General features: G+C 31.4%; 30 protein-coding genes. 29 read left to right on the forward strand and 1 reads right to left on the reverse strand.

The window, feature by feature from the left end; all coding sequences use genetic code 11:
* Positions 1-33 precede the first annotated feature (33 nt).
* The 3 genes from N4A68_07420 to N4A68_07430 all read left to right on the forward strand — a co-directional run bounded on the left by N4A68_07420 (position 34) and on the right by N4A68_07430 (position 3,158).
* Positions 34-351, forward strand: coding sequence for an iron-containing alcohol dehydrogenase (locus N4A68_07420; GenBank protein MCT4564137.1), 318 nt, complete (start codon positions 34-36; stop codon positions 349-351).
* A 262-nt stretch (positions 352-613) separates the two neighbouring features.
* Positions 614-1,081 (forward strand): hypothetical protein, encoded by a 468-nt coding sequence (locus N4A68_07425; GenBank protein ID MCT4564138.1) that lies wholly within the window; start codon positions 614-616, stop codon positions 1,079-1,081.
* A gap of 115 nt (positions 1,082-1,196) precedes the next feature.
* Complete coding sequence (locus N4A68_07430) at positions 1,197-3,158, forward strand: DUF2075 domain-containing protein (protein MCT4564139.1); 1,962 nt, start codon at positions 1,197-1,199, stop codon at positions 3,156-3,158.
* 291 nt (positions 3,159-3,449) lie between these two features.
* Here N4A68_07430 and N4A68_07435 read toward each other — a convergent pair whose 3' ends face one another.
* Positions 3,450-4,169: a hypothetical protein gene (locus N4A68_07435; GenBank protein ID MCT4564140.1), complete on the reverse strand. Its 720-nt coding sequence runs from the start codon at positions 4,167-4,169 to the stop codon at positions 3,450-3,452.
* A gap of 614 nt (positions 4,170-4,783) precedes the next feature.
* On the opposite strand from N4A68_07435, the gene N4A68_07440 reads away from it, so the two are divergent.
* From N4A68_07440 to N4A68_07565, 26 genes are all read left to right on the forward strand, one after another.
* On the forward strand, positions 4,784-5,917 hold the full coding sequence (locus N4A68_07440; protein ID MCT4564141.1) for a tyrosine-type recombinase/integrase: 1,134 nt from the start codon (positions 4,784-4,786) through the stop codon (positions 5,915-5,917).
* Between the two features lie 147 nt (positions 5,918-6,064).
* Positions 6,065-6,358 (forward strand): hypothetical protein, encoded by a 294-nt coding sequence (locus N4A68_07445; protein ID MCT4564142.1) that lies wholly within the window; start codon positions 6,065-6,067, stop codon positions 6,356-6,358.
* Between the two features lie 187 nt (positions 6,359-6,545).
* Positions 6,546-7,091: a hypothetical protein gene (locus N4A68_07450; protein MCT4564143.1), complete on the forward strand. Its 546-nt coding sequence runs from the start codon at positions 6,546-6,548 to the stop codon at positions 7,089-7,091.
* Between the two features lie 135 nt (positions 7,092-7,226).
* Positions 7,227-7,604, forward strand: a complete 378-nt coding sequence (locus N4A68_07455; protein ID MCT4564144.1) for a PH domain-containing protein — start codon at positions 7,227-7,229, stop codon at positions 7,602-7,604.
* A gap of 151 nt (positions 7,605-7,755) precedes the next feature.
* The gene (locus tag N4A68_07460) at positions 7,756-8,475 is read left to right on the forward strand and encodes a hypothetical protein (protein ID MCT4564145.1); all 720 of its coding nucleotides are present in this window, start codon (positions 7,756-7,758) and stop codon (positions 8,473-8,475) included.
* Between the two features lie 558 nt (positions 8,476-9,033).
* Positions 9,034-9,639, forward strand: coding sequence for a pentapeptide repeat-containing protein (locus N4A68_07465; protein MCT4564146.1), 606 nt, complete (start codon positions 9,034-9,036; stop codon positions 9,637-9,639).
* Between the two features lie 23 nt (positions 9,640-9,662).
* A complete protein-coding gene (locus tag N4A68_07470) occupies positions 9,663-10,448 on the forward strand; it encodes a YdcF family protein (protein MCT4564147.1) in 786 nt (261 codons plus the stop codon).
* Positions 10,449-10,498: 50 nt separating this feature from the next.
* On the forward strand, positions 10,499-11,266 hold the full coding sequence (locus N4A68_07475; protein MCT4564148.1) for a hypothetical protein: 768 nt from the start codon (positions 10,499-10,501) through the stop codon (positions 11,264-11,266).
* Between the two features lie 35 nt (positions 11,267-11,301).
* On the forward strand, positions 11,302-12,216 hold the full coding sequence (locus N4A68_07480) for a hypothetical protein (GenBank protein MCT4564149.1): 915 nt from the start codon (positions 11,302-11,304) through the stop codon (positions 12,214-12,216).
* Between the two features lie 755 nt (positions 12,217-12,971).
* Positions 12,972-13,136 (forward strand): hypothetical protein, encoded by a 165-nt coding sequence (locus N4A68_07485; protein ID MCT4564150.1) that lies wholly within the window; start codon positions 12,972-12,974, stop codon positions 13,134-13,136.
* A gap of 14 nt (positions 13,137-13,150) precedes the next feature.
* Positions 13,151-13,390: a hypothetical protein gene (locus tag N4A68_07490; GenBank protein MCT4564151.1), complete on the forward strand. Its 240-nt coding sequence runs from the start codon at positions 13,151-13,153 to the stop codon at positions 13,388-13,390.
* The gene (locus N4A68_07495; protein MCT4564152.1) at positions 13,391-13,663 is read left to right on the forward strand and encodes a hypothetical protein; all 273 of its coding nucleotides are present in this window, start codon (positions 13,391-13,393) and stop codon (positions 13,661-13,663) included.
* A gap of 11 nt (positions 13,664-13,674) precedes the next feature.
* On the forward strand, positions 13,675-13,986 hold the full coding sequence (locus tag N4A68_07500) for a hypothetical protein (GenBank protein ID MCT4564153.1): 312 nt from the start codon (positions 13,675-13,677) through the stop codon (positions 13,984-13,986).
* On the forward strand, positions 13,979-14,623 hold the full coding sequence (locus tag N4A68_07505) for a type IV secretory system conjugative DNA transfer family protein (GenBank protein ID MCT4564154.1): 645 nt from the start codon (positions 13,979-13,981) through the stop codon (positions 14,621-14,623). The genes N4A68_07500 and N4A68_07505 overlap by 8 nt, the downstream gene beginning before the upstream one ends.
* Positions 14,624-14,842 carry a hypothetical protein gene (locus N4A68_07510; GenBank protein ID MCT4564155.1) on the forward strand — a complete coding sequence of 73 codons (219 nt, stop codon included), beginning with the start codon at positions 14,624-14,626 and terminating at the stop codon, positions 14,840-14,842.
* A complete protein-coding gene (locus N4A68_07515) occupies positions 14,835-15,020 on the forward strand; it encodes a hypothetical protein (protein ID MCT4564156.1) in 186 nt (61 codons plus the stop codon). Before N4A68_07510 ends, N4A68_07515 begins: the two co-directional genes overlap by 8 nt.
* Entirely contained in the window at positions 15,017-15,262 is a 246-nt protein-coding gene (locus tag N4A68_07520; protein ID MCT4564157.1) for a hypothetical protein, read from the forward strand. The genes N4A68_07515 and N4A68_07520 overlap by 4 nt, the downstream gene beginning before the upstream one ends.
* Positions 15,263-15,405: 143 nt before the next feature.
* Positions 15,406-16,425: a hypothetical protein gene (locus tag N4A68_07525; protein ID MCT4564158.1), complete on the forward strand. Its 1,020-nt coding sequence runs from the start codon at positions 15,406-15,408 to the stop codon at positions 16,423-16,425.
* 94 nt (positions 16,426-16,519) lie between these two features.
* Positions 16,520-16,744, forward strand: a complete 225-nt coding sequence (locus tag N4A68_07530) for a hypothetical protein (protein MCT4564159.1) — start codon at positions 16,520-16,522, stop codon at positions 16,742-16,744.
* Positions 16,745-16,758: 14 nt separating this feature from the next.
* Positions 16,759-17,217 (forward strand): hypothetical protein, encoded by a 459-nt coding sequence (locus N4A68_07535; protein MCT4564160.1) that lies wholly within the window; start codon positions 16,759-16,761, stop codon positions 17,215-17,217.
* Between the two features lie 41 nt (positions 17,218-17,258).
* Positions 17,259-17,648, forward strand: coding sequence for a hypothetical protein (locus tag N4A68_07540; GenBank protein ID MCT4564161.1), 390 nt, complete (start codon positions 17,259-17,261; stop codon positions 17,646-17,648).
* The gene (locus tag N4A68_07545; GenBank protein ID MCT4564162.1) at positions 17,649-18,125 is read left to right on the forward strand and encodes a hypothetical protein; all 477 of its coding nucleotides are present in this window, start codon (positions 17,649-17,651) and stop codon (positions 18,123-18,125) included.
* 36 nt (positions 18,126-18,161) lie between these two features.
* Entirely contained in the window at positions 18,162-18,335 is a 174-nt protein-coding gene (locus N4A68_07550) for a hypothetical protein (protein ID MCT4564163.1), read from the forward strand.
* Positions 18,336-18,348: 13 nt separating this feature from the next.
* On the forward strand, positions 18,349-18,876 hold the full coding sequence (locus N4A68_07555; protein ID MCT4564164.1) for a hypothetical protein: 528 nt from the start codon (positions 18,349-18,351) through the stop codon (positions 18,874-18,876).
* 66 nt (positions 18,877-18,942) lie between these two features.
* Positions 18,943-19,332, forward strand: coding sequence for a hypothetical protein (locus N4A68_07560; protein ID MCT4564165.1), 390 nt, complete (start codon positions 18,943-18,945; stop codon positions 19,330-19,332).
* Between the two features lie 2 nt (positions 19,333-19,334).
* Positions 19,335-19,595, forward strand: coding sequence for a hypothetical protein (locus N4A68_07565; protein MCT4564166.1), 261 nt, complete (start codon positions 19,335-19,337; stop codon positions 19,593-19,595).
* Positions 19,596-19,642: the final 47 nt, after the last annotated feature.

Below are 19,642 nucleotides of genomic sequence, written 5' to 3' on the forward strand. Positions count from 1 at the left end.
TCAACAAACACAAAACAGTATTTCCATTTTTGAATTATGGGAAATACTGTTTTATTTATATTTCAACATTTTTGTAAATACAATTTAATTTCAAATCCTCAGAAATTTGCAGATATAGTAGAATTCATGGGAGAAAATATAACTGGATTATCAGCAGCTGATAAAGCAATAGAATCTTTATTTAACCTTTTCAAAGATATAGGTATACCGGCAAAACTATCAGAAAAAGGAATCAAAGAAGAATACTTTGAATATATGACAGAAATGGCATTAAAGGATGGAAATGCATTTAGCAATCCAAGAACAGGAAATAATCAAGACATTATAAATATATTTAGAGCAGCCTTTTAAACTGTGTTAAAAGCTATGCTATAGATACTATTTTAAGTTACAAGAAAAACTTTGAACTAGATATAAAAAAAACCTTAAATTTCACAATAAATTTAGGGCTTTTTTAGGTGGAATTTTTGGAGTAATAGGGTTCTACATGACGATTTTACAAAAGTAATTTAAATATCGACAAAAATAGTCAAAGGATTTTTACAAAATCTACATAAGTAATATAGTTGATAGATTGATATGTAGATTATTTATAGAATGAGAGGTTAGTCACATGACTGAATTTAACTTTACTTCTATGGTGCCAATCAAAAAAGGTTGGTCAGAAGATAAAAAGTACTGTGTTACAAAAGAAGACGGCACAAGATATCTACTTCGCATTACTCCCATAGAACGTTTTGAAACAAGAAAAACCTTATTTTCTATGCTTGAGAAGGTATCGGAGCTTGATATCAACATGTGCAAGCCTGTGGAATTTGGCATTTGTAAAGACGGCGTGTATGCTTTACATACTTGGATTGATGGAAAAGATGCCGAAGATATTATTCCTCTTTTGCCAGAAAGAGAGCAATATATTTCAGGTCTAAAATCAGGTAAAAATTCAAGAAAAATTAATTCTATTCATGGACCTAAAAAGCTGGAGATTTGGTACACACGATTTAACCAAAAAACCAATATAAAAATTCAAAAACACAAAGAATGTCCTTTGCGTTTTGAAGGCGATAATAAGTTGATTAAATAACTAAGTGCACAAAATATTTAGGAATATACTTTGGAGCTGAATGAGTCAACATCATCTAACAAAAGCCTTAGAATTATTTTCGGAAAAAAATACTGCAATTATACTGGAGGTAAAAATGTTAAACAGGTCATATTATTCTAATTCGTTAGAAGCATTCCTTAATCAAAGAAATGATGCAATATTAGGAAATATCACTAGAAATAATGAATTTTCTCTTGAAGATACTCAAAAAAATGCTTGGGTTGAGCAAATAAAGATACTTAAAATATCTTTATCTCGGTTTGATAATGGACATATTCTCTTTGAATATACTATTCCAAGAATGGGAAAAAGGGTAGACAATATTTATATATATAAAGGGATAATATTCATTCTAGAATTCAAAGTTGGAGAAACTCAATATTTTAAACATAATATAGCCCAAGTATTTGATTATGGATTAGATTTGAAAAATTTCCATGAAGGTAGTCACGATAGATATATAGCTCCAATTTTAGTTGCAACAAATGGAGAAATCCATGAGAATAATATTGACTGCTATCAAGACAAACTCATATGTCCATCATGTTGTAATACGAGAGAATTAAGTAATTTGATTTATGAAATATCGCAAAAATTCTGTGATAGTAATATAGATCCTAACGAGTGGGAGAAATCAAGGTATAAGCCAACTCCTACTATAGTTGAAGCAGCTCAAGCGCTATATAGAGGACATAGTGTCAAAGATATTTCTCGTTCCGATTCAGGAGCAATTAATCTTAGCATTACTACACAAAACATAAATGAAATAATTGATTATAGTAAAGCACATAACAGAAAGGCTATTTGTTTTATTACCGGAGTCCCTGGTGCGGGTAAAACATTAGCTGGATTAAATATTGCATGTTCTAGACAAAAGTATAACGAGGAAGAGCATGCAGTGTTTCTATCAGGCAATGGTCCTTTAGTTGATGTTCTTCAAGAAGCCCTAGCAAGAGATGAAGTAACTAATTCTGATGTTAAGATATATAAAACAGAGGCTATTAGAAAATCAAAATTATTTATTCAAAATATTCATCATTTTCGAGATGACGCTATAAGAAATGAAAAAGCCCTTCTTGAAAAAGTAGCTATATTTGATGAGGCTCAGAGAGCGTGGAATAAACATAAGACTTCCAATTTTATGCAAAGAAAAAAAGGCGTATTAGAATTTGATATGTCTGAACCTGAATTTTTAATAAGTGTAATGGATAGACATGAAGATTGGACTACAATTGTATGTCTAATTGGTGGCGGACAAGAGATTAATGTTGGAGAAGCTGGTCTTGTGGAATGGTTTAATGCTCTTAAGAAATTTAATGATTGGGATGTATACTTATCTAGTAAAATTAAAGATAATGAATATGTTGGTAATAAAGATATTGTAGATTATGTAAGTATGCTTAATTATCGTTTTTGTGATAATTTACATTTAGCAACATCCGTAAGGTCTTTCAGAAGTGAAAATGTTTCAGATTTAGTTAAATACTTACTGGATTGTGATATTAAAAAAACAAAAGAAATAAAAGGATTAATCGGAGATAATTATCCAATATGTATAACTAGACATATTTGTAAAGCTAAAGATTGGCTTAGAAATAAAGCTAGAGGTAGTGAAAGATATGGCATTATTGCAAGTTCAGGAGCACAAAGATTAAAAAAGTTCGGTATAAATGTCCAATATAAAATTGATGCTAAAATGTGGTTTCTAAATGATGAAACAGATGTAAGGTCTTCATTTTTTCTTGAAGATGTTGCCACCGAATTTGATGTTCAAGGACTTGAACTTGATTGGACTTGTGTTGCTTGGGATGCAAATTTGAGATATACTCAAAACACCTGGGAATATAAGAGATTTAGAGGAACTAGTTGGCAGAATATTAATAATATAATTCAGAAAACATATTTGAAAAATACGTATAGAGTTCTTCTTACAAGGGCTAGACAAGGAATGATTATATTTGTTCCAGAAGGTGATGAAAAAGACTACACTAGGCAAAAAGATTTTTATGATGGGACATATGAATATTTAAAAAAGATAGGTTTTATAGAAATATAATAAAATTACTTCTTAATCATAAGTAAAAAATGAGAACCTTCTCATGGATTCCTCTTAGGGCGTGGGGCAAACTTCACATAATAAAATACTCCCGTTCGCTACGCACATCTCTTAACTTGTAATAAAATTCAACTTCCTATTATCCAATAATAGTGTTGATTAATTCAAGTAGGAGAGGTCTTATCTTTTAATAAAATAGGCGTGTTAATAAGCTACTTGCAGACTTTCAATTTAGTCTTTGTGTTTCTATTACCTAAAAGACCATAATATCTAAGGCGAATATACTCTCTTCTATTTAAATAGTGAGTAATCTATTTCATATCCATCAGGTGTAACCATCTGGAAAATAATTGCTTCATCTATATTAGAAGGTTGTATTATATTTTTAGGTATGATTAAAGCTTGAAGTCCTGTTCTTCTAGGTTCAACAATTACTATTACTTGATTTCCTAACGTTATTATTTGTTTTACATTAGAATTCATAGCTACCAAAACAATTTGATTTATGTTTGTATAATCAAAATCAAAATTTTTACTTTCTTCAGCAACGCCTAAGTTGTGTACAAAATCATAATATATAGATGCTGTTGGAACTGTAGTAAATATACGATGAAGTGCATAGTTAACCCTCGTAGGCACATAACTCCATCGTCCACCAAATTTAGTAGAATGCCAATAAGTTTTATATGCAGGTCTTTTCCAATTCACATCATTGTAAGCAAATTGTATAGGAATCTCTTTTCCTTTTTCTATAACTTCAGATACAGGTTGAATATTTGAAGGTAATGATAGATTATATATGGGCCAAGAATCTATATTTATTGGTTCATTTGGTTCTAAAGAATCTAAACGATTTTTACACTCCTTATATTCTTTATTTATATTTTCATCTTCAAGTTTATTCGTTCCATATGAAAAGAGTTTATCAATATTTGAATAATTATATATAAGAACTAGTGTAATTATACAGCAAGTTGCAATTAAATAGAACCATTTTTTATAGGACTTCATTTTACCACCTCAATATTTTTCTAATAAATTTAAGAAGCAAACTATATAAATTAAGTGTTTAAATAAACCTGTTTAAAGTATTTTTTGCTAATTATCAATAAAAAATTCTTCAAATTAATGAAGACAAAAGTATCAAATTTATAGATTTATAAAAAAATAAAATACCTAGTCCGTAAATGTAGATTGTAGGACTAGGTTTGTGATATTATAGTATATAGGGGAAGGTTATTAGTATTCAGCTTTAGGTCTTGTAATTTCAACGTTTTATACGTGTTGTTATACAATAAATCATAATACATAATCCTGCGGCAGAGGAAAATAGATTATATATATGTAGAAACCGTTAATAATTTAACACATTTTTTCATCTACAATACATGTAATCGACATATACAAGCGATGAATTTTGACAATTCTCTACTCGGAGATGTTTTTGTAGAAAAATACAATTTATCTTATCGACAAAATCTTTAGAATCGCTAATTTTGTCAATATGGGTCACAATATCAATTTTAAAGAAGTTGAAGTCTAAAGGATAACAATAGTATTATGTTGTCGAAAAAAATCGCTTAAAACTAAAAATATAAAGCCGTTTTTTGAAGGGGGAAATTTTTATGTCGAAAATAATAGTATCTGATAAAATACGAAGTGATATTCCTACTAACATCTTAATAGAAAGGGAAATCTTAAGGGAGAAACTTGAAGAAATAAAATCTTCTGCTCCGCCAATTTTAGTTAGGTATATGAACTTCCTTTATATTAATGAAACAGCAAGAAGTGTAAATATAAATACAGCATTAAAATACACAAGGGAAATAATTAAGATTCTGGAGTGGCTAATTAAAGAAAGAATTATTAATAAGCCCGACATACAAAGTATTAATAAGCATGATCTCAATAACATTGAATGCGATGATATTCAACAATATCTTGACTCATGGGGAAGCCATACAGAAATAAATAGCAAGGGGGAAAAGGTATTATACAGTAATAGTATTAGAACCATATTTTTTAAAGGTTCCTGTATTAGAGGTTTTTTTACATGGCTATTTAAAAATAATTACATCGAAAGAAATGAAACGGAAAAACTAAGAAAGGTTATTACCCCCGAGCTTCCTCCCGTCATAGCTTTAACCGATGATGAAGTTAGAGCAATGCTTGAGCTTGCTGAATGTGGTAAAACAAATATTTATGATAATACAATAGAGCTTACTAAAAAAGAAATGGAAACCCATAGTAAAACTAAACATAGAGATATAGCGATACTAAGTATGTTTGTATATCATGGCTTAAGAATACATGAACTTTACCATTTAAACCTCTCTGCATTATATTTCGAAAAGGATTACTTTGAGATATACAGAAAGAGGAACAAAAAAAGAAACATGTACTTTTCTAAGTATACGAAAAATGCTTTACAAAGTTATATAGAATTAGAAAGACCAAAGGAAAACATAGCCACAGGAGATACAGATGCATTATTTATTAGTACAAGAGAACATAAAAGATTATGTATCAGACAAATAAGGAGGATCGTGAAAAAATATGCCGTTAAGGTATCCGGAAATCCCAAGCTATCTCCCCATAAATTAAGATCCACCTTCGCAACAAAAGCCATAGATATTACCGGCAATATTTACAAGGTACAAAAAAATCTAGACCATAGTTCGCCTAATACCACCCAAAGGTATTTAAAAGAAGATGAAAAATTCAAGAGAGAAATAGCCGCAGCAATAAATTATGATTAAACAAAAAAGGTTTAAGGAATACATCAAATAGAAATTAAAAAGTATCAATAATGATAGTACTGATAATGTTATTAATTAATGACATCGGTAATAATTATCATGAAATAAATAAGGCTGTTCTTAAAATATTTTGAAAGGGGTATTTAAGTGAATAAAAGAAATTGTATAATATTAGCTACTGCAATTTTATTGGGATTTATAATTTTAGGAATTACTATAAGATTAGCAATAGAGGATTTAAGTCAGAATATATCTAGCCCAGATAATGAAGATCATATAAATAATTTAGCCGAATTATATAGGTATCAGATGGTCCCAGTTAATGATAGTAATATCATAATATTCGACAGAAAAACAGGTAAATATTGGAGAAAATTTGCACCTCCAAATGAAGGACCAACGGAATGGACAAGAGAAAGGGCTCCCAATTATAATAAATGATAATATTATTAAAATTTATAAAAATTACTGATTTGATTTTTTTGAATCAGTAATTTTTATCTCTAAGGATAAACTTTATTGTTAATGGTAAATTTGTAATTATATATTAATATTTCTATATTATAATAGAAGATATTGAGTGTTTTCAGGTATGAGTGTATATAGAAGGGAGGTAAATAGATAGATCATGAAGAAATGTTTTTGTTTAATATTATCATTTCTCATTTCCTTACTTATTTTTTTAGGTTGCGAAAAAGTTTCAGATGAACAACTTGCACAGGAAGTAGTAAATAGCTATGCCATGGATCTTTATAATGTAAATAGCGATGATAATTTTTTTGAAATAGGAAAAAAATCAAGCACTATAGACATTGAAAAATATGATGAAGACCTAGAAGGATATCTATCATCCTACAAACAATATTTCACTGAAAAAGCATTTTTGACATTTATGTTGAATAGAGCTATAGTTCCATATAGACATGAAAATATGACAGTAAAATTTAAAAACATTGATTATAGGGATATTAAGTTTGACAAAGAAAAAAATAGTATCACTATAGATTGCAAAATATCATTTGATTCAAAAATATTAAATATGGATAAAACTACAGAATTAAAAGATCGTCGAATAATAGTACTAATTAAAGAATCCGGTGATTGGAAAATAATATCCGAAAGAGTTTTTTATGATCAAAAGCTATTAGACATTAAATTTAGTGATCAGCATTAAAGGTAAAGGATATTCATTTTAATAGTATTATATAAAAACTAATAGTATAAATTTGTACTAAAGAGAAAATTAAAAATTCATGACCCGGTGAAATAATACTTTGAAATAATCATATAAAATAGGAGGGTAATATATATGGGATTATTAAGTGGATTAATGGGTAATGCATCGAAAAAAAATATTAAAGATGTTGAACAAGAATTTGAGCATATACTTGCTGATGGTGAACAATTAGAAAGAGCCTTTGTGATAATAAGAGATTTGATTGTATTTACTGATAAACGCCTTATCCTAGTAGATAAGCAAGGTGTTACAGGTAAAAAAGTAGAATATCTTTCAGTACCTTATAGTAAAATTAATCGTTTTAGCGTAGAAACTGCAGGCCATTTCGATTTAGATGCTGAACTGAAAATATGGCTTTCAGGCACTCAAACCCCAATTCAGAAAGAGTTTAGAAAAGATAAGAGTATATATGATGTTCAGAAGGCTTTAGCTACATATGTTTTAAAGTAAATAATTTATTTTAAGTATTATTTCGCTTTTATAGGGTTCAGGATTATGTTAATGCATGGTCTTGAACCTGTATATTTCTTGCCAACTAATTAATAACTTAAAAACATAAACTAGCATAGCACCATGGATTGAATCATATGGAGGTAATATAATGAAAGAAAATACTGTATTAATCGTTGTACTTTCTCTATTATTCTTAGCTATTATAATAGGAAATATTTTGAGATACTCCAAGAGGGAATTTTTTAAAACTCATAAAAAAAAGTTTGAGATTACATTTATATATATCCCCATTGCTTTATCCTTCTTATTACTAACATATCATTCATCGGATTCATTTTGGGATTTCGTATACGTAAATATGATATTTACTATAATTATTGGCCTAATATTTATTATTGATAAAAGAATGCCTAAAGATAATAAAATAAAGCTAATTCTTCATTTTTCCATGTATATACTAATTTTCTTAGTTGTGAGAGAGGCAAATAGACATTTAATACTACCTATGGCACATAATTGCATAATAGTTATCTTTATCTTGAACTTAAGACAAGGATTCAATAAGAATGATAATTCTCAAATATCAATATTATTTGCAAACTTATTGGGTGTGATTGCAATAATAATAATGTTTTATTGCTTTAATGAACCATTTGATGGGATATCTAAACAGGAATGCATTGTTAAAAATTATTTACTAGAGAAAAAAGGCTATAATGAAAATGATATAATGGAATTAAGAAGATTGACTTCTTCTACAGGAAAAGAAAAAAGAGTTTTTGTTAGTATAGGTCAGCAAGATAGAAAGGCATATATTTACCATTATAAAAATGGAAGTATTATTGGGATTGAAGAATTAAAAAACTGATTTGCAGGTGATTACAGGGGAGCGTTTTTTATTAAGTTTTTTAGTAAATATCAATTTACAAAAGGGGAATAATAATGAATCGTAATGGATATAGGATCTTTGCTAAATTCTTTTTTGCCATGTATATTTTATACTTACTTTACCTAACATTATTTAGTTCTTACTATGGTCGTAATTATTTCCATAGGAACATAAACCTTTTCCCCTTTAAGACAATGGTAGAATACCTTCATTCAAACCATAGCATAAAAAGCATTATAATAAACCTACTTGGAAATATAGCTGCATTTTTACCCATGGGGTTATTACTGCCATTAATATTCAAAAAAATCAATAGCTTCAAGAGAGTCACTATATTTATTTTTCTTTCATCTTTTACTATCGAAATCACCCAATATATTCTAGGGGTTGGTACTACAGATATAGATGACATAATATTAAATATACTAGGTGGTATTTTGGGCTTCTGTTTATACAATTGTTTTAAGGAAAAATAATATCTCTAAGGGATAACAAGGAATTAGAATTTAAGCTATCTACAAAGAGGGGGTAAATCATATGGAAATAGTTAATGGCAAAGAATACACTAACTGTAATTTTGATAATATGTATCTAGATATGAGGGAAATAAATAATTGTAGATTTATTGGGTGTACCTTTCACAGCACCCACTTTGAAGAATCCATAACTAACAGATGCGAGTTTACTGAATGTGATTTTAGGGGAGTACGATTTAATGTCTCAATACATAACACATCGGCCTTTACCAATTGTAGATTTTCCTATGCCGATCTATTCAGTGCCCGATTCGTAGAATGTAAAATGACAGGTTCAACCTTTGAAGAAGCAAATATGATTGGAGTAGAGGTATCCTATGGTAATTGGTCCTATACTAATTTGCGACTAAATAATCTGAAAGGTATCGATTTCAGCTATGTTAAATTAACAAGAGCAGATTTGTATGGTTGTGATTTAGAGAATGTTAAATTTTATGGTGCGGATTTAAGCTATGCAAATTTAGTGCAGGCCAAAATAAAAGGCGCCGATTTGCGTAATTCTAAAATAGATGGAATTGATTTAGTAAACATAGACCTCAAGGGTGTACGCATTGATATACCTCAGAGTATCATGGTAGCACAAGCATATGGCGCAATAGTTGGATAAGTATTTAAAGAAAGGAAGATTAGATGAGATTTCATATAAAGAAGGGTAGAAATACTTCTTTAAAGTATTTTAATAAAGCATTAATTATTATAGGTATCCTTAACATCCTATATTGCTTTTTGGGGTTATCCCTTGGGTGGGGCTTTTATTTCGGTTTAAAGGTATTAATGTTTTCAGGAATATTCCTATTGATTCATGGATTTCTTAGAATCTATAATAGTTCCTATAAAAAAAGTTTATTTGGAAGGTTAATAAGTGGTGGTATAGTTTTTTGCTTTTTATGCTGCATTATAATGGAGAGCCTTATTTTAACTGGTGCTTACATAAACGATACAGAGGATGTTGACTATGTAGTAGTACTTGGAGCTGGAATTATTAATGATAGGCCGTCCCTTGAGCTAAGATATAGACTTGATAAAGCCATCAGCTTCATAAAAAAGGATACAGAGGTAAAAAAAGTGATATTATGTGGTGGGATAGGAAGGGGTAAAAAGTTTTCTGAAGCTTATGTAATGGAAAAATATTTAATTGACCATGGAATCAATAAAAACAAGCTTATTAAAGAGGAACAATCTACAAGTACATATGAAAATATAAAATATGCTAAAGAGGCTATTGAGATAATAGATTCCCGTGACAATATCAAAGTGGCCATATCAAGTAACGATTTTCACTTGTTTAGAGCAAAGTATATTGCAAAGAAATTTGGGTTTATAGCTGCGGGCTTACCTTCAAAGACACCCTTGTATATAATCCCAAATCATCATGTAAGGGAATACTTTGCTATAGTAAAAAGTACTCTTTTTTGAATAAATCACTGTAATTTTCAAACTATTTTATAAGAAAGTTGGTAAACGCAATGAAAAAAATAATTATAGCCATATCAATCCTATTAATAGCTACATTATCATTTCTATTTTTTTTAAAACCATCTGAAGACAATCAAAAGAACATGGTCAGTATAGGTAAAATGAATATACAAAGCTTTGACCTGTACAATGTATTGGAAAAAGTCACCGGCGACGATCCATCAAATTCAGATTTATTTTTTGAAGACTTTTCTATGACCGTAACGGATAAAAAAAATGTAGTTAGCTTAAATTTTTCCTTTTTTGAAGATAGAGGCTTTGGACGTGAAAAAACTAATGTCCATCTATATGGTATAAATGATACACTCATAGTCAAAAATGAATCCTTAGATGATGGTAAAGATTTTTCAATAAAAGAATATATATTTTCAATATTCAATGTAAGAAACACTAGGAACCAACGCAAGGGATTGTATGCAGAGCATTATTTTCATCAAGATTCTATATCAGCCCTTATTGAAAATCTAAGGGAATCCTTCATTGACGATATAAATACAGAAAAAGATAGACTTCATATAGATTTAATGCCTAGAGCTTATCATACAATTTTTAACAATGATAATGATATAGAAATCTATTTAGTAAATATATATACAGGGAATATAACAAATATAAAGGACATAAGAAATGATAAAAATATTCAAACTGTATTTGAGAAGGGCATCCTCAAAAGCTACAAAATTAATAATTTAGGAGGTTTATGCTCCTATACCGATTCAAATGGAAAATTTAAGTATTACTTTTTCGAGGAAAATTAGCTCCGGATCATATGTATAAGGGGGAGGTTTTATATATGAAAACCAAACATGGTATTGCCATAATCATATTTCTTCTTAGTGTATCGTTATGTAGTTGTTTCAAAGATACAGATAATCTTAAGAACACCACAAGCGAAATAGATTCACATTTTAGAGAAGATAAACTTCAATATACTAATATTATCGGAGATACTGAATTAGCTCAGTCTATTTTCAAAGAAGAACTTGATTTAAAGAATATAAATAGTCACATATTTTACTATTCTCCGGGTCAATATAATTTTGTGATTAATTTCAATAGCTCAGTAACTGGTGTAGAAATAGATAGCTTCATGTCGTATTTTTCTCGGTTATTTATCAGTATGCACCCATCTTCAATAGCAGAGTTCCCCTATGAATCTCAATTAATTATGGGCAAGAATAGCATTTTAGAATCTAAGGATGAACCCTACGAAAAACTAAGTTTACGAGTATATATTGACGATGTTAAAGCATTTAGATATGATTACACATTTAAAAATTTGAAGCTAGCATCCTGCGAATATTGGGAGAACATTTATAAAGACCATGATTTCGAAGCCCTAAAAACAGAATCTGCAGAAGCTTTCATCAAGAATAATAAGAGTTTAGGGAAAACTATCAATATTAGAAAAACCTTTAAGCATGATGGGGTTATAATAGTAAAGATAAAGGGTAATCAAAGGTCTAGCGATAGATATATGAAAAAAATGAAAGAGGCAATAGAATATAATCTAGCACCTGCCTTAGAAAAAGAAGCCATCGCCAAGTATAATACTAATTTTCAATATCTTGGGATAGTACTACAATTTCAAGATAAAAATAATATCTATGAAGAATATGTATACTATAATGGTAAAGATGAAGATAAAGACTGGATAGATGTAAACTGGATGGAGTATAAATTTTTATCTAATCATATACAAAATTAACAATGTTAAATATGTTTATAGGACAGTTGTAACTTTTCAATAAAGTTGAACTGTCTTTTAAATTTCAACTTAGAGAAATCCAATGTTATATAAGAATTTAAAAGGGGAGGTTCTTAATTCTAATTCAAATACTCTTGGTATATTTGTAAGAAAGATATAAAATTAAAAAATCTTGTGTTTTTATTGATAAGAATAGGGGATAAATATACTTGATTCCTCAAATAAATATTCTTCAATTGCCTCGGCAATAGTAATAATACTACAATTTATTTCAATCTCCTTATAGATGGACTAAAAAAATGTCAATTTAAAGTGAAATTAAGAAGAAAGACAATAGTTTTATAAAAGATAATTATTATCAATTATACGATTTGTATATAGATGTTCAAAACGATTAATTAAATATATTTTAGAAAATATTGATTAATAGTATATACATTTTACTTGTTGCATAGATCATAATACCTATAACTGTGTATTTATAATTATGAAACAAATAAATGAATTATACTTATATAAAATTTATATTATATAAGTAGTAGAGAAAATGCCTATTATATATAATAAGAAATTCGATAGAGGTATGTAAAATATATATTTTTTAAGTTCTTTAACTATATTTTAAATGTATATTCCGGGAATAGTTAGAAGCAGGGTATCTAAGGCTTCTTTTTGTTTTGCCGAAATTCTCCAGATTTGAAATGATAATATTTCAAGTCTGGGGGATTTTTTTTGTCAAAAAAAGGGGGTTAGATATGGTATTAAAGGGAATTGTGCTAATAATTGTGTATCTAATATTGAAATGGTTAAGCAGATTTTTATTTATTGGATTACTAATAAAGTTTATACAAAGACAAATAAGTAAGGGGGTAGATGACATATCGAAAAAATTTCAATCGAGCTTAGAAAAGACGAAGTAAAAGTGGTTAGTGATATGTTCGAAGTAGCAATAGAATATGTCAAGAAGCTTGAAGGTGAATTATTAGATGAGGAAATTAGGGAATTGGGTTTAATGCTTTCACAGGTAGATTTAGGATTTGACATCACAGGTAGTCTTGAGGGGTCAAGGAAAAGAGACTTGGAAATTGAGTATCTTGGAATTAGAAAGATTAATTATATGTTTGTAAAAATGAAGTTTGATGCACTTTTAGGAGCTATGGAAAGGGGAGAGTAGATGGCTAAAATACATAAAACCAAGTGCCAAATATGTGGAAAGGAATTTGAGACAGAGGGTAGTGGTGCTGCAGGGGCATTGGCATTGCATTTATATAAAACTCATGGTATAAAAAAACAGGATAATTCTAGTAAAGAGAAAGAAGGGGGATGTGATACTAAGTGGAGGTTTTTAAATCCCTCCGACCCGCAGGAGCAAAAGGCTGTTGATGCGGGGTATACCATGATTTCCGACATTGCCGGCAAGTCGAAACTTGAACAAATTTTAAAATAGGAGGTTTGTAGATGGATAAAACAATGAGCGAAATAATTAGAGAGGAGCAGGGAGGTGATGCTCCAATTGATGAAGCTTTACAGGGAATGCCAGTAGCAGAGGAAAATGGGAGTTCGTGGAACTTTGGATTTTTAAAGGCTGAAACTGGGGAAGGTGAAATTGAAGAATATTTAGGGCATCCCCTTAACTTTAATAATTCCGTTGCAGTCGGTAGAATACTGCGGGGCTTAACTGGAATACTTGGCAATTTAAGGCTAGCGGTGATTGATATAGGCTTTGGTATAGCTGAATTTGCAAAGGAAAGAAGGGGTAATAATGGTTAAGCCTATAGGGGAAAAAGAGGTCTTCAAGGGACATCATACTTTTGTGTGCGGTATGACTCAAAATGGCAAAACTGCTTTTACAGTTGAAAAGCTAAAGCAAACAAGGCAACCAGTTCTATTCTTCAACCCACAACATGAGAAGGTAGAGGGCTTTGTCCTTGCTAATATAGACCATAAACCAAGTCAGATTATAAGGGCTTTAAAGATGGGGCTACGTGTTGACTATAGGGCGTCGCTAGATGATGAAGAAGCGTCTTGGGAACTGTACTATCTTGTTGATAACTTATTTCGAGCAGGGTTCACAAAGCAAGACCCTATTATATTTGCCATAGATGAAGTTCACATACAAAATGATTACAAGCAAGGGAAAAAGGCACTGAAGAAAGTGGCTAATAGGGGGTTAACCTTCGGTATACATGCGGTGTTTATAAGTCAAAGACCTGCTAACGTGCCTTTAACAATAGTTACGCAAGCAGATAAGCATTATATATTTAAGACTGGACTGGAGAAGGAGTATTTTACTAGGAAAGGGATTAAATACGATAGAGTTAAAGACCTTATAGAGCAGGGGGGGGAATATTCATACGTGGAATTTGATGGAGCTAGTATAAATGGGCCATATAAGGAGGCATTGTAAGTGGGAGTAAATCAAGAACTACTTAGGAAGATGAAAGAGAGAAACGGTCAACCTCTCCCAAGTATTAGGGAAGTTGGGAATCCTGCTGTTAAGGTTAAGGAATTAGAGGATATTGTACAGAAACAAGATGAGAGAATACAGGAGCTAGAGCAAATGGTTATAAAGCTGTTTAATATGGTGCAAATGGATTACATGGAGAGGGTGAGGAGAGTTGTCTAGGAAGCTGTGTTGTCCTGTATGTGGTGGTGCTAAGTATAAGAGTGTGGAACAGTTGGGCTTGTTTGGGGATAAAGAGTTGCTTGTATGTATGGATTGTGGTTTGATTTTGACATTTGAAAAAAGGTTTATGAAAAAGTATTTATCTAAAAAAATAGAGAAATTGGAGGGTTCTAAATGAGTTTAAAGAAGATGCAGGTAATAAAGTGGAATGCTCCGCATAATAGTATTGAATTTTTTGTTGCTGAATACATGATAAGTGAAGATATCAGGTCTCATGAAAACCTTGAAAAGTGGTTTTTGTATTGGTGTGATATTGTGTTAGGTGAAGAAGAAGCAGTAACTGTTAGTCAAAAGAAATTTCGCTTAAACGCAGTGGAAAACCTTCATAAAGCTTTTTTGGCTATTCGTAGTTGTTGTTAAAGGGTCTCAGATAAAATTTTGAAGGATATAAAAATATGCCCCGCCGTCAAAGTTCGGCGGGAATGACTTCACTTGAGTAACGTCACACTTAATGCGACGGTATTGGTAATTTTTGGAAATTATTTCAAAGGGGAGGGTTTCATATGCTTGATCATATGTCGTATAACTTAGAAGTGAAAATAGCGGGTAAAAATGTATCTTTGAAACGATTTACTCAGAAACCTAAGTTCTTTAATTATCAAGTTAAAAACCCTCCCATACAAGCCACAAAGGGGGAGAGTGAGCGCTCTCGGGAAAATTTCATAAAATCAATAGTCCGTGCTAGGAAAAATGTCTTTGACATTATTGCTTGCAATGTGAACGTGATTCCTGATTTTTACGGCAACATACAGCGTCCAAAGTTTTGGACGCTTACTTTTGCTGAAAATGTAACCGACTTAGAGGAAGCAAACAAGGAGTTTACAAAGTTTAATAAAAGGCTGTCATATAGCCTTTATGGGGTACATAAAAATGTCCTAAAATACATATGTATTCCGGAATTTCAGAAGAGGGGTGCAGTGCATTTTCATGTTCTCTATTTCAACATGCCATATGTGGAACAAAAGAAGCTTCAAGCTATATGGGGCAATGGTTGGGCATGGGTTGAAAGTGTATCCAAAAAAGGTGATATTGAGGACTTTGCAATCTATGTTGCAAAGTACATAAGCAAGGAAAATTCAAAGGGTGAGGATAATTACGACCTATACAAGGAGAAGGAAATGCTTAATAGTAAGAGATACTCATGCTCCAGGGGGCTAAACCGCCCAGAGGTGTATAAGCTACTGATTGATGAAGAATTGTATACTTCCCTTGTTGCAATGCTTAAGGACTTTCATTCTTATAATGGAGAATATGAAAACGAGTATATTGGTAAAGTTGAGCTTAATTATTATGAGGTAGAGAATAAGAAGGTTAAGCAAAGCATTAGAAACGCTGTGAATAGCGTGTTTACTTGTATGAAGGATATATACAATAGAAAAGTTCGTATGGCCTTTGCTGACGTAGGTCTTTTTATGTTCGATGACCTATTCTTTGCCATAGAGGAAACTAAGAAAAAGATATGGAAAAAATATTCATTTGTCGAAGTGCCAATTCGAGATACTATCCCCTCATTTGGCTGGTAAATTTATTTGTATTTATTTGGAGATTTGATTTTCTGCAAATAAACGTGATAAACTACCACCGTAAACAACAAAGTAAAGGAAGGGGGTTTTATTAGTGAAATTCGGGGAATTTATTACGCCAGTAGGTCAGAAGGGGAATATTTTTAAAGTCGACGACTGGTTAAAGATGATTCTAGGTTCTGCGGTGATGTTATTTGCCTTTGGATGGGGGCAAAGGGTCTATCAAGAGGGCAATAAGCATTTGCCTTCCGGAATGAAGGAAAATATAGAACCAGTGTTTAATCAGCCAAGAATTACTGGAAGCGATACTATTTTATAGGGAGGTGTAGAAATTTGAAGGGATATAGAAGTGCATTTACAAAAGAGGATTTATTATTTACCTCAACGCCCTGTAATGCAGGGCAATATACAAAGATAGGAGAATACAAGATAGTGGCAGGGGAACTTGTCAAACTTGGGTATCTACAAGGCGACCAAGCGGGAGCAGAGGGTCGCATCCACATAGAACTCAAAAACTCGGCGGGTACTACTTTAAGCGGTACTATTAGACTGGTGGCATTGAGTCCACAGGATATGCCCCTTAATCCAAGTATTCTGTTTGAAGCTAGGACAGAAGCCCTAAACCAATCATCATCCGACCGTACAAAGCAAATACCCTTTAATGACTTAGGAATAGCTTTATCGGAGGACAAGAAATATGCTGTAAATTTTAAGCCCGACGGTTCGTCAGTGACCGTTGACAAAGCTAAGTCAACAGTCCTCATGGACATAACAAGGGTACTACTTAAATAGGTGTAGCGATTGCTATACCTTTTTTAGAATGAGGTGAGAGAATGAACAGAAAAGAAGTAGTATCTTTTAGGAAGAAGATAGAACCGGGAGTTAGAGAAATTATAAGAGAAAGAGTCAAAGCTTCGGGAACTGTAGAAAAGATAATAATTAGGTTTTATTTAGGGGAGCAACTTTCATTGAGGATAAGACCATGTGTAGAAAAGAAGGGTCAACAATTAGTGGACTTAATTACTTATCCAAGGGGAACTGATAACTATATAACTGGTGATGATGACCCACCTATGCCATTTGATGTAGTATTTCCAGTTTATAATGACGATAACATAGCTGTAATAGTCCAAAATACAGGAGAAATAGCAAGTAGGCTAAGCGTAGATATAGAGGTTGACTACTACGCAGGAGACAAAAGAGTCATTGGGGGTGTCGTATAGATGGCTATAAATACATTGTTTTTAGGACAACAACTAGCCGAACAAAGTATTAAACTAGGGGCACTTGTTGGCAAAATGACAACTATGATTGATAACGGTGTTGATTTATTCTGCAAGGCAAGTGATGAAGTGCAAAAGGTGGTTGTAGGGACAACTCCAATAAACAATATTGAATTGTTTAAAGTCTCAATTAAAACATTTATGACTGGTAGTTACAAGCTGAAATTTGAAGGCTTAGGTTATAGTACAGGGTATCAAAAATTTATAGTTAAAGTAAATGGTATCGAGATTATTCAGCGGTCACAAAGTATAAGTGGCAGCAGTTTTGGGACGTATGAAATTGAGTTTCCTGTTGCAAAAGGTGACGTTATAACTTTCGAAGAAGGTTTAAGTAATACGGCAGAATTTAAAGAAGTTAAAAATTTTGCGATTTGCTATACTGAAATAAATAAGCCTAACGAAGATGTACTTGTATAACATTATTTATAACATTATTGATTTAAGGAGGTAAAAATGCTTACTATTGAAAAACTAGAACAAATTATAAAGAAAAAAGAAGGAGAACTTATGAACGCCATAATCATGGGTGGAGACCCAACTGGAACGTATACCTTGCAACAATTGCAATCAAATATACAGTTCTTGAATGACTATTTGATTAGGCTTAAAATGTCTCAAAGTGAATAAGAGGTGATAAATAATGAACGCTGACCAAATTAAAAGAAAAATGGCTGAAAACTCTAGAAAGTGGCATACTGCCAAGAGCCAATCCGAGAGGGATAAGCTTCACAGGGATAATATAAACCTTTCTAAAAAGCTTGATGGTGCTTCATATGACAGGGACAGTGGGAAGTGGTCTGTCCTAAAGTATGATAGAGGTAGTAGAGGTTCTTGTGGGGGAGGGAAGGAAGAGGTCAGCAGGTCGCTTGAAAGGAAATCTTATCCTAGTTATGGAACTCCCGATTATCGAAAGTGGCAGAATGAATTAAAGCAGGAATTTGATAGAAGGTCAGAAAATAATTTGAAAAGTTATATAGACCAAAAGGTTGAAAGTATGAAAAATTATTATGATGAAAAAGCTGATAGAATGGATAAAGATATAACTGATTTGTCCACAAGAAAAAGGAATCTAGTAAACATAGAAACTGGCTTAGGAATTAATAAAATGCTCTTGTATGGTGGTGGGATTTTAGCAGGTTTGGTTGTGGTCAAAAGTATGTTTGACTAAAAATAAATGACACATCTTAGGTGAATATGGTAAAATTAAGTAAAATATTACGAAAGGTGTGTTATTATGGATTTTTTATTGGCATTAGAAAAAGCTTTGAATAATGGTTATAATATGCCCGAATACATGCAAAGCTTATATCAAGGGATTACAGAATTATTTAAAGCATTAGCAGAGGGGATGGATGAAAGTTTTAGTAATTTTAGTGATACGCTTTCTAGCATCTATGATGTTGTATTTATGAATCAAAACAGGCTTGATGTTTTATATGATGAGGTTTATAAGCTTAATAGTAAAGTAAACTTTGTATTTATTCTAATCGTTGTATTGTTTGTTATGGTTTCGGTAAGTATTGGTATGCAAATTCATATTATTAAAAATATGAAAAAGGATTGTAAAGTTAACACTCAAGAGAAAAGTGGAGAACGCAGTTCTGGGCGTACTATGGAGGTCTAAAATTGGAGGATGTTTTGAGAGGAGTAGAAGATATCGTAAATATTGGGGAAACACTTAGCACCTTAAAAATTATTCTATTGGTTGGACTTGGTATTGTTGCAATACTAAGTTTTATCAATATGCTTTTTCTAATGGCGAAGCTTGATAAGATGGAGAGACAAATTGAAAGGATTGAGATTAAGCTGGATATGGGAAGAGGTGAAAGGATTGTCAGTGAAGGGACAATTGGAGAACACAGTCCAGAGCGGACTAGGGTTGGTTAATAAAGGAATTGACTTCGCAATAGATAACCCTGCTATAGCTCTAGTTG

The sequence above is a fragment of the Maledivibacter sp. genome (genome assembly GCA_025210375.1).
GTDB lineage: Bacteria > Bacillota > Clostridia > Peptostreptococcales > Caminicellaceae > JAOASB01.

Coding starts and splice junctions, on each gene's coding strand:
- N4A68_07495 (MCT4564152.1), top strand. CDS start 13,391: ATGGCTAAAATACATAAAACCAAGTGCCAAATATGTGGAAAGGAATTT.
- N4A68_07550 (MCT4564163.1), top strand. CDS start 18,162: ATGCTTACTATTGAAAAACTAGAACAAATTATAAAGAAAAAAGAAGGA.
- N4A68_07505 (MCT4564154.1), top strand. CDS start 13,979: ATGGTTAAGCCTATAGGGGAAAAAGAGGTCTTCAAGGGACATCATACT.
- N4A68_07545 (MCT4564162.1), top strand. CDS start 17,649: ATGGCTATAAATACATTGTTTTTAGGACAACAACTAGCCGAACAAAGT.
- N4A68_07500 (MCT4564153.1), top strand. CDS start 13,675: ATGGATAAAACAATGAGCGAAATAATTAGAGAGGAGCAGGGAGGTGAT.
- N4A68_07525 (MCT4564158.1), top strand. CDS start 15,406: ATGCTTGATCATATGTCGTATAACTTAGAAGTGAAAATAGCGGGTAAA.
- N4A68_07520 (MCT4564157.1), top strand. CDS start 15,017: ATGAGTTTAAAGAAGATGCAGGTAATAAAGTGGAATGCTCCGCATAAT.
- N4A68_07425 (MCT4564138.1), top strand. CDS start 614: ATGACTGAATTTAACTTTACTTCTATGGTGCCAATCAAAAAAGGTTGG.
- N4A68_07475 (MCT4564148.1), top strand. CDS start 10,499: ATGAAAAAAATAATTATAGCCATATCAATCCTATTAATAGCTACATTA.
- N4A68_07540 (MCT4564161.1), top strand. CDS start 17,259: ATGAACAGAAAAGAAGTAGTATCTTTTAGGAAGAAGATAGAACCGGGA.
- N4A68_07460 (MCT4564145.1), top strand. CDS start 7,756: ATGAAAGAAAATACTGTATTAATCGTTGTACTTTCTCTATTATTCTTA.
- N4A68_07485 (MCT4564150.1), top strand. CDS start 12,972: ATGGTATTAAAGGGAATTGTGCTAATAATTGTGTATCTAATATTGAAA.
- N4A68_07455 (MCT4564144.1), top strand. CDS start 7,227: ATGGGATTATTAAGTGGATTAATGGGTAATGCATCGAAAAAAAATATT.
- N4A68_07490 (MCT4564151.1), top strand. CDS start 13,151: ATGTTCGAAGTAGCAATAGAATATGTCAAGAAGCTTGAAGGTGAATTA.
- N4A68_07465 (MCT4564146.1), top strand. CDS start 9,034: ATGGAAATAGTTAATGGCAAAGAATACACTAACTGTAATTTTGATAAT.
- N4A68_07480 (MCT4564149.1), top strand. CDS start 11,302: ATGAAAACCAAACATGGTATTGCCATAATCATATTTCTTCTTAGTGTA.
- N4A68_07555 (MCT4564164.1), top strand. CDS start 18,349: ATGAACGCTGACCAAATTAAAAGAAAAATGGCTGAAAACTCTAGAAAG.
- N4A68_07470 (MCT4564147.1), top strand. CDS start 9,663: ATGAGATTTCATATAAAGAAGGGTAGAAATACTTCTTTAAAGTATTTT.
- N4A68_07450 (MCT4564143.1), top strand. CDS start 6,546: ATGAAGAAATGTTTTTGTTTAATATTATCATTTCTCATTTCCTTACTT.
- N4A68_07560 (MCT4564165.1), top strand. CDS start 18,943: ATGGATTTTTTATTGGCATTAGAAAAAGCTTTGAATAATGGTTATAAT.
- N4A68_07430 (MCT4564139.1), top strand. CDS start 1,197: ATGTTAAACAGGTCATATTATTCTAATTCGTTAGAAGCATTCCTTAAT.
- N4A68_07440 (MCT4564141.1), top strand. CDS start 4,784: ATGTCGAAAATAATAGTATCTGATAAAATACGAAGTGATATTCCTACT.
- N4A68_07435 (MCT4564140.1), bottom strand. CDS start 4,169: ATGAAGTCCTATAAAAAATGGTTCTATTTAATTGCAACTTGCTGTATA.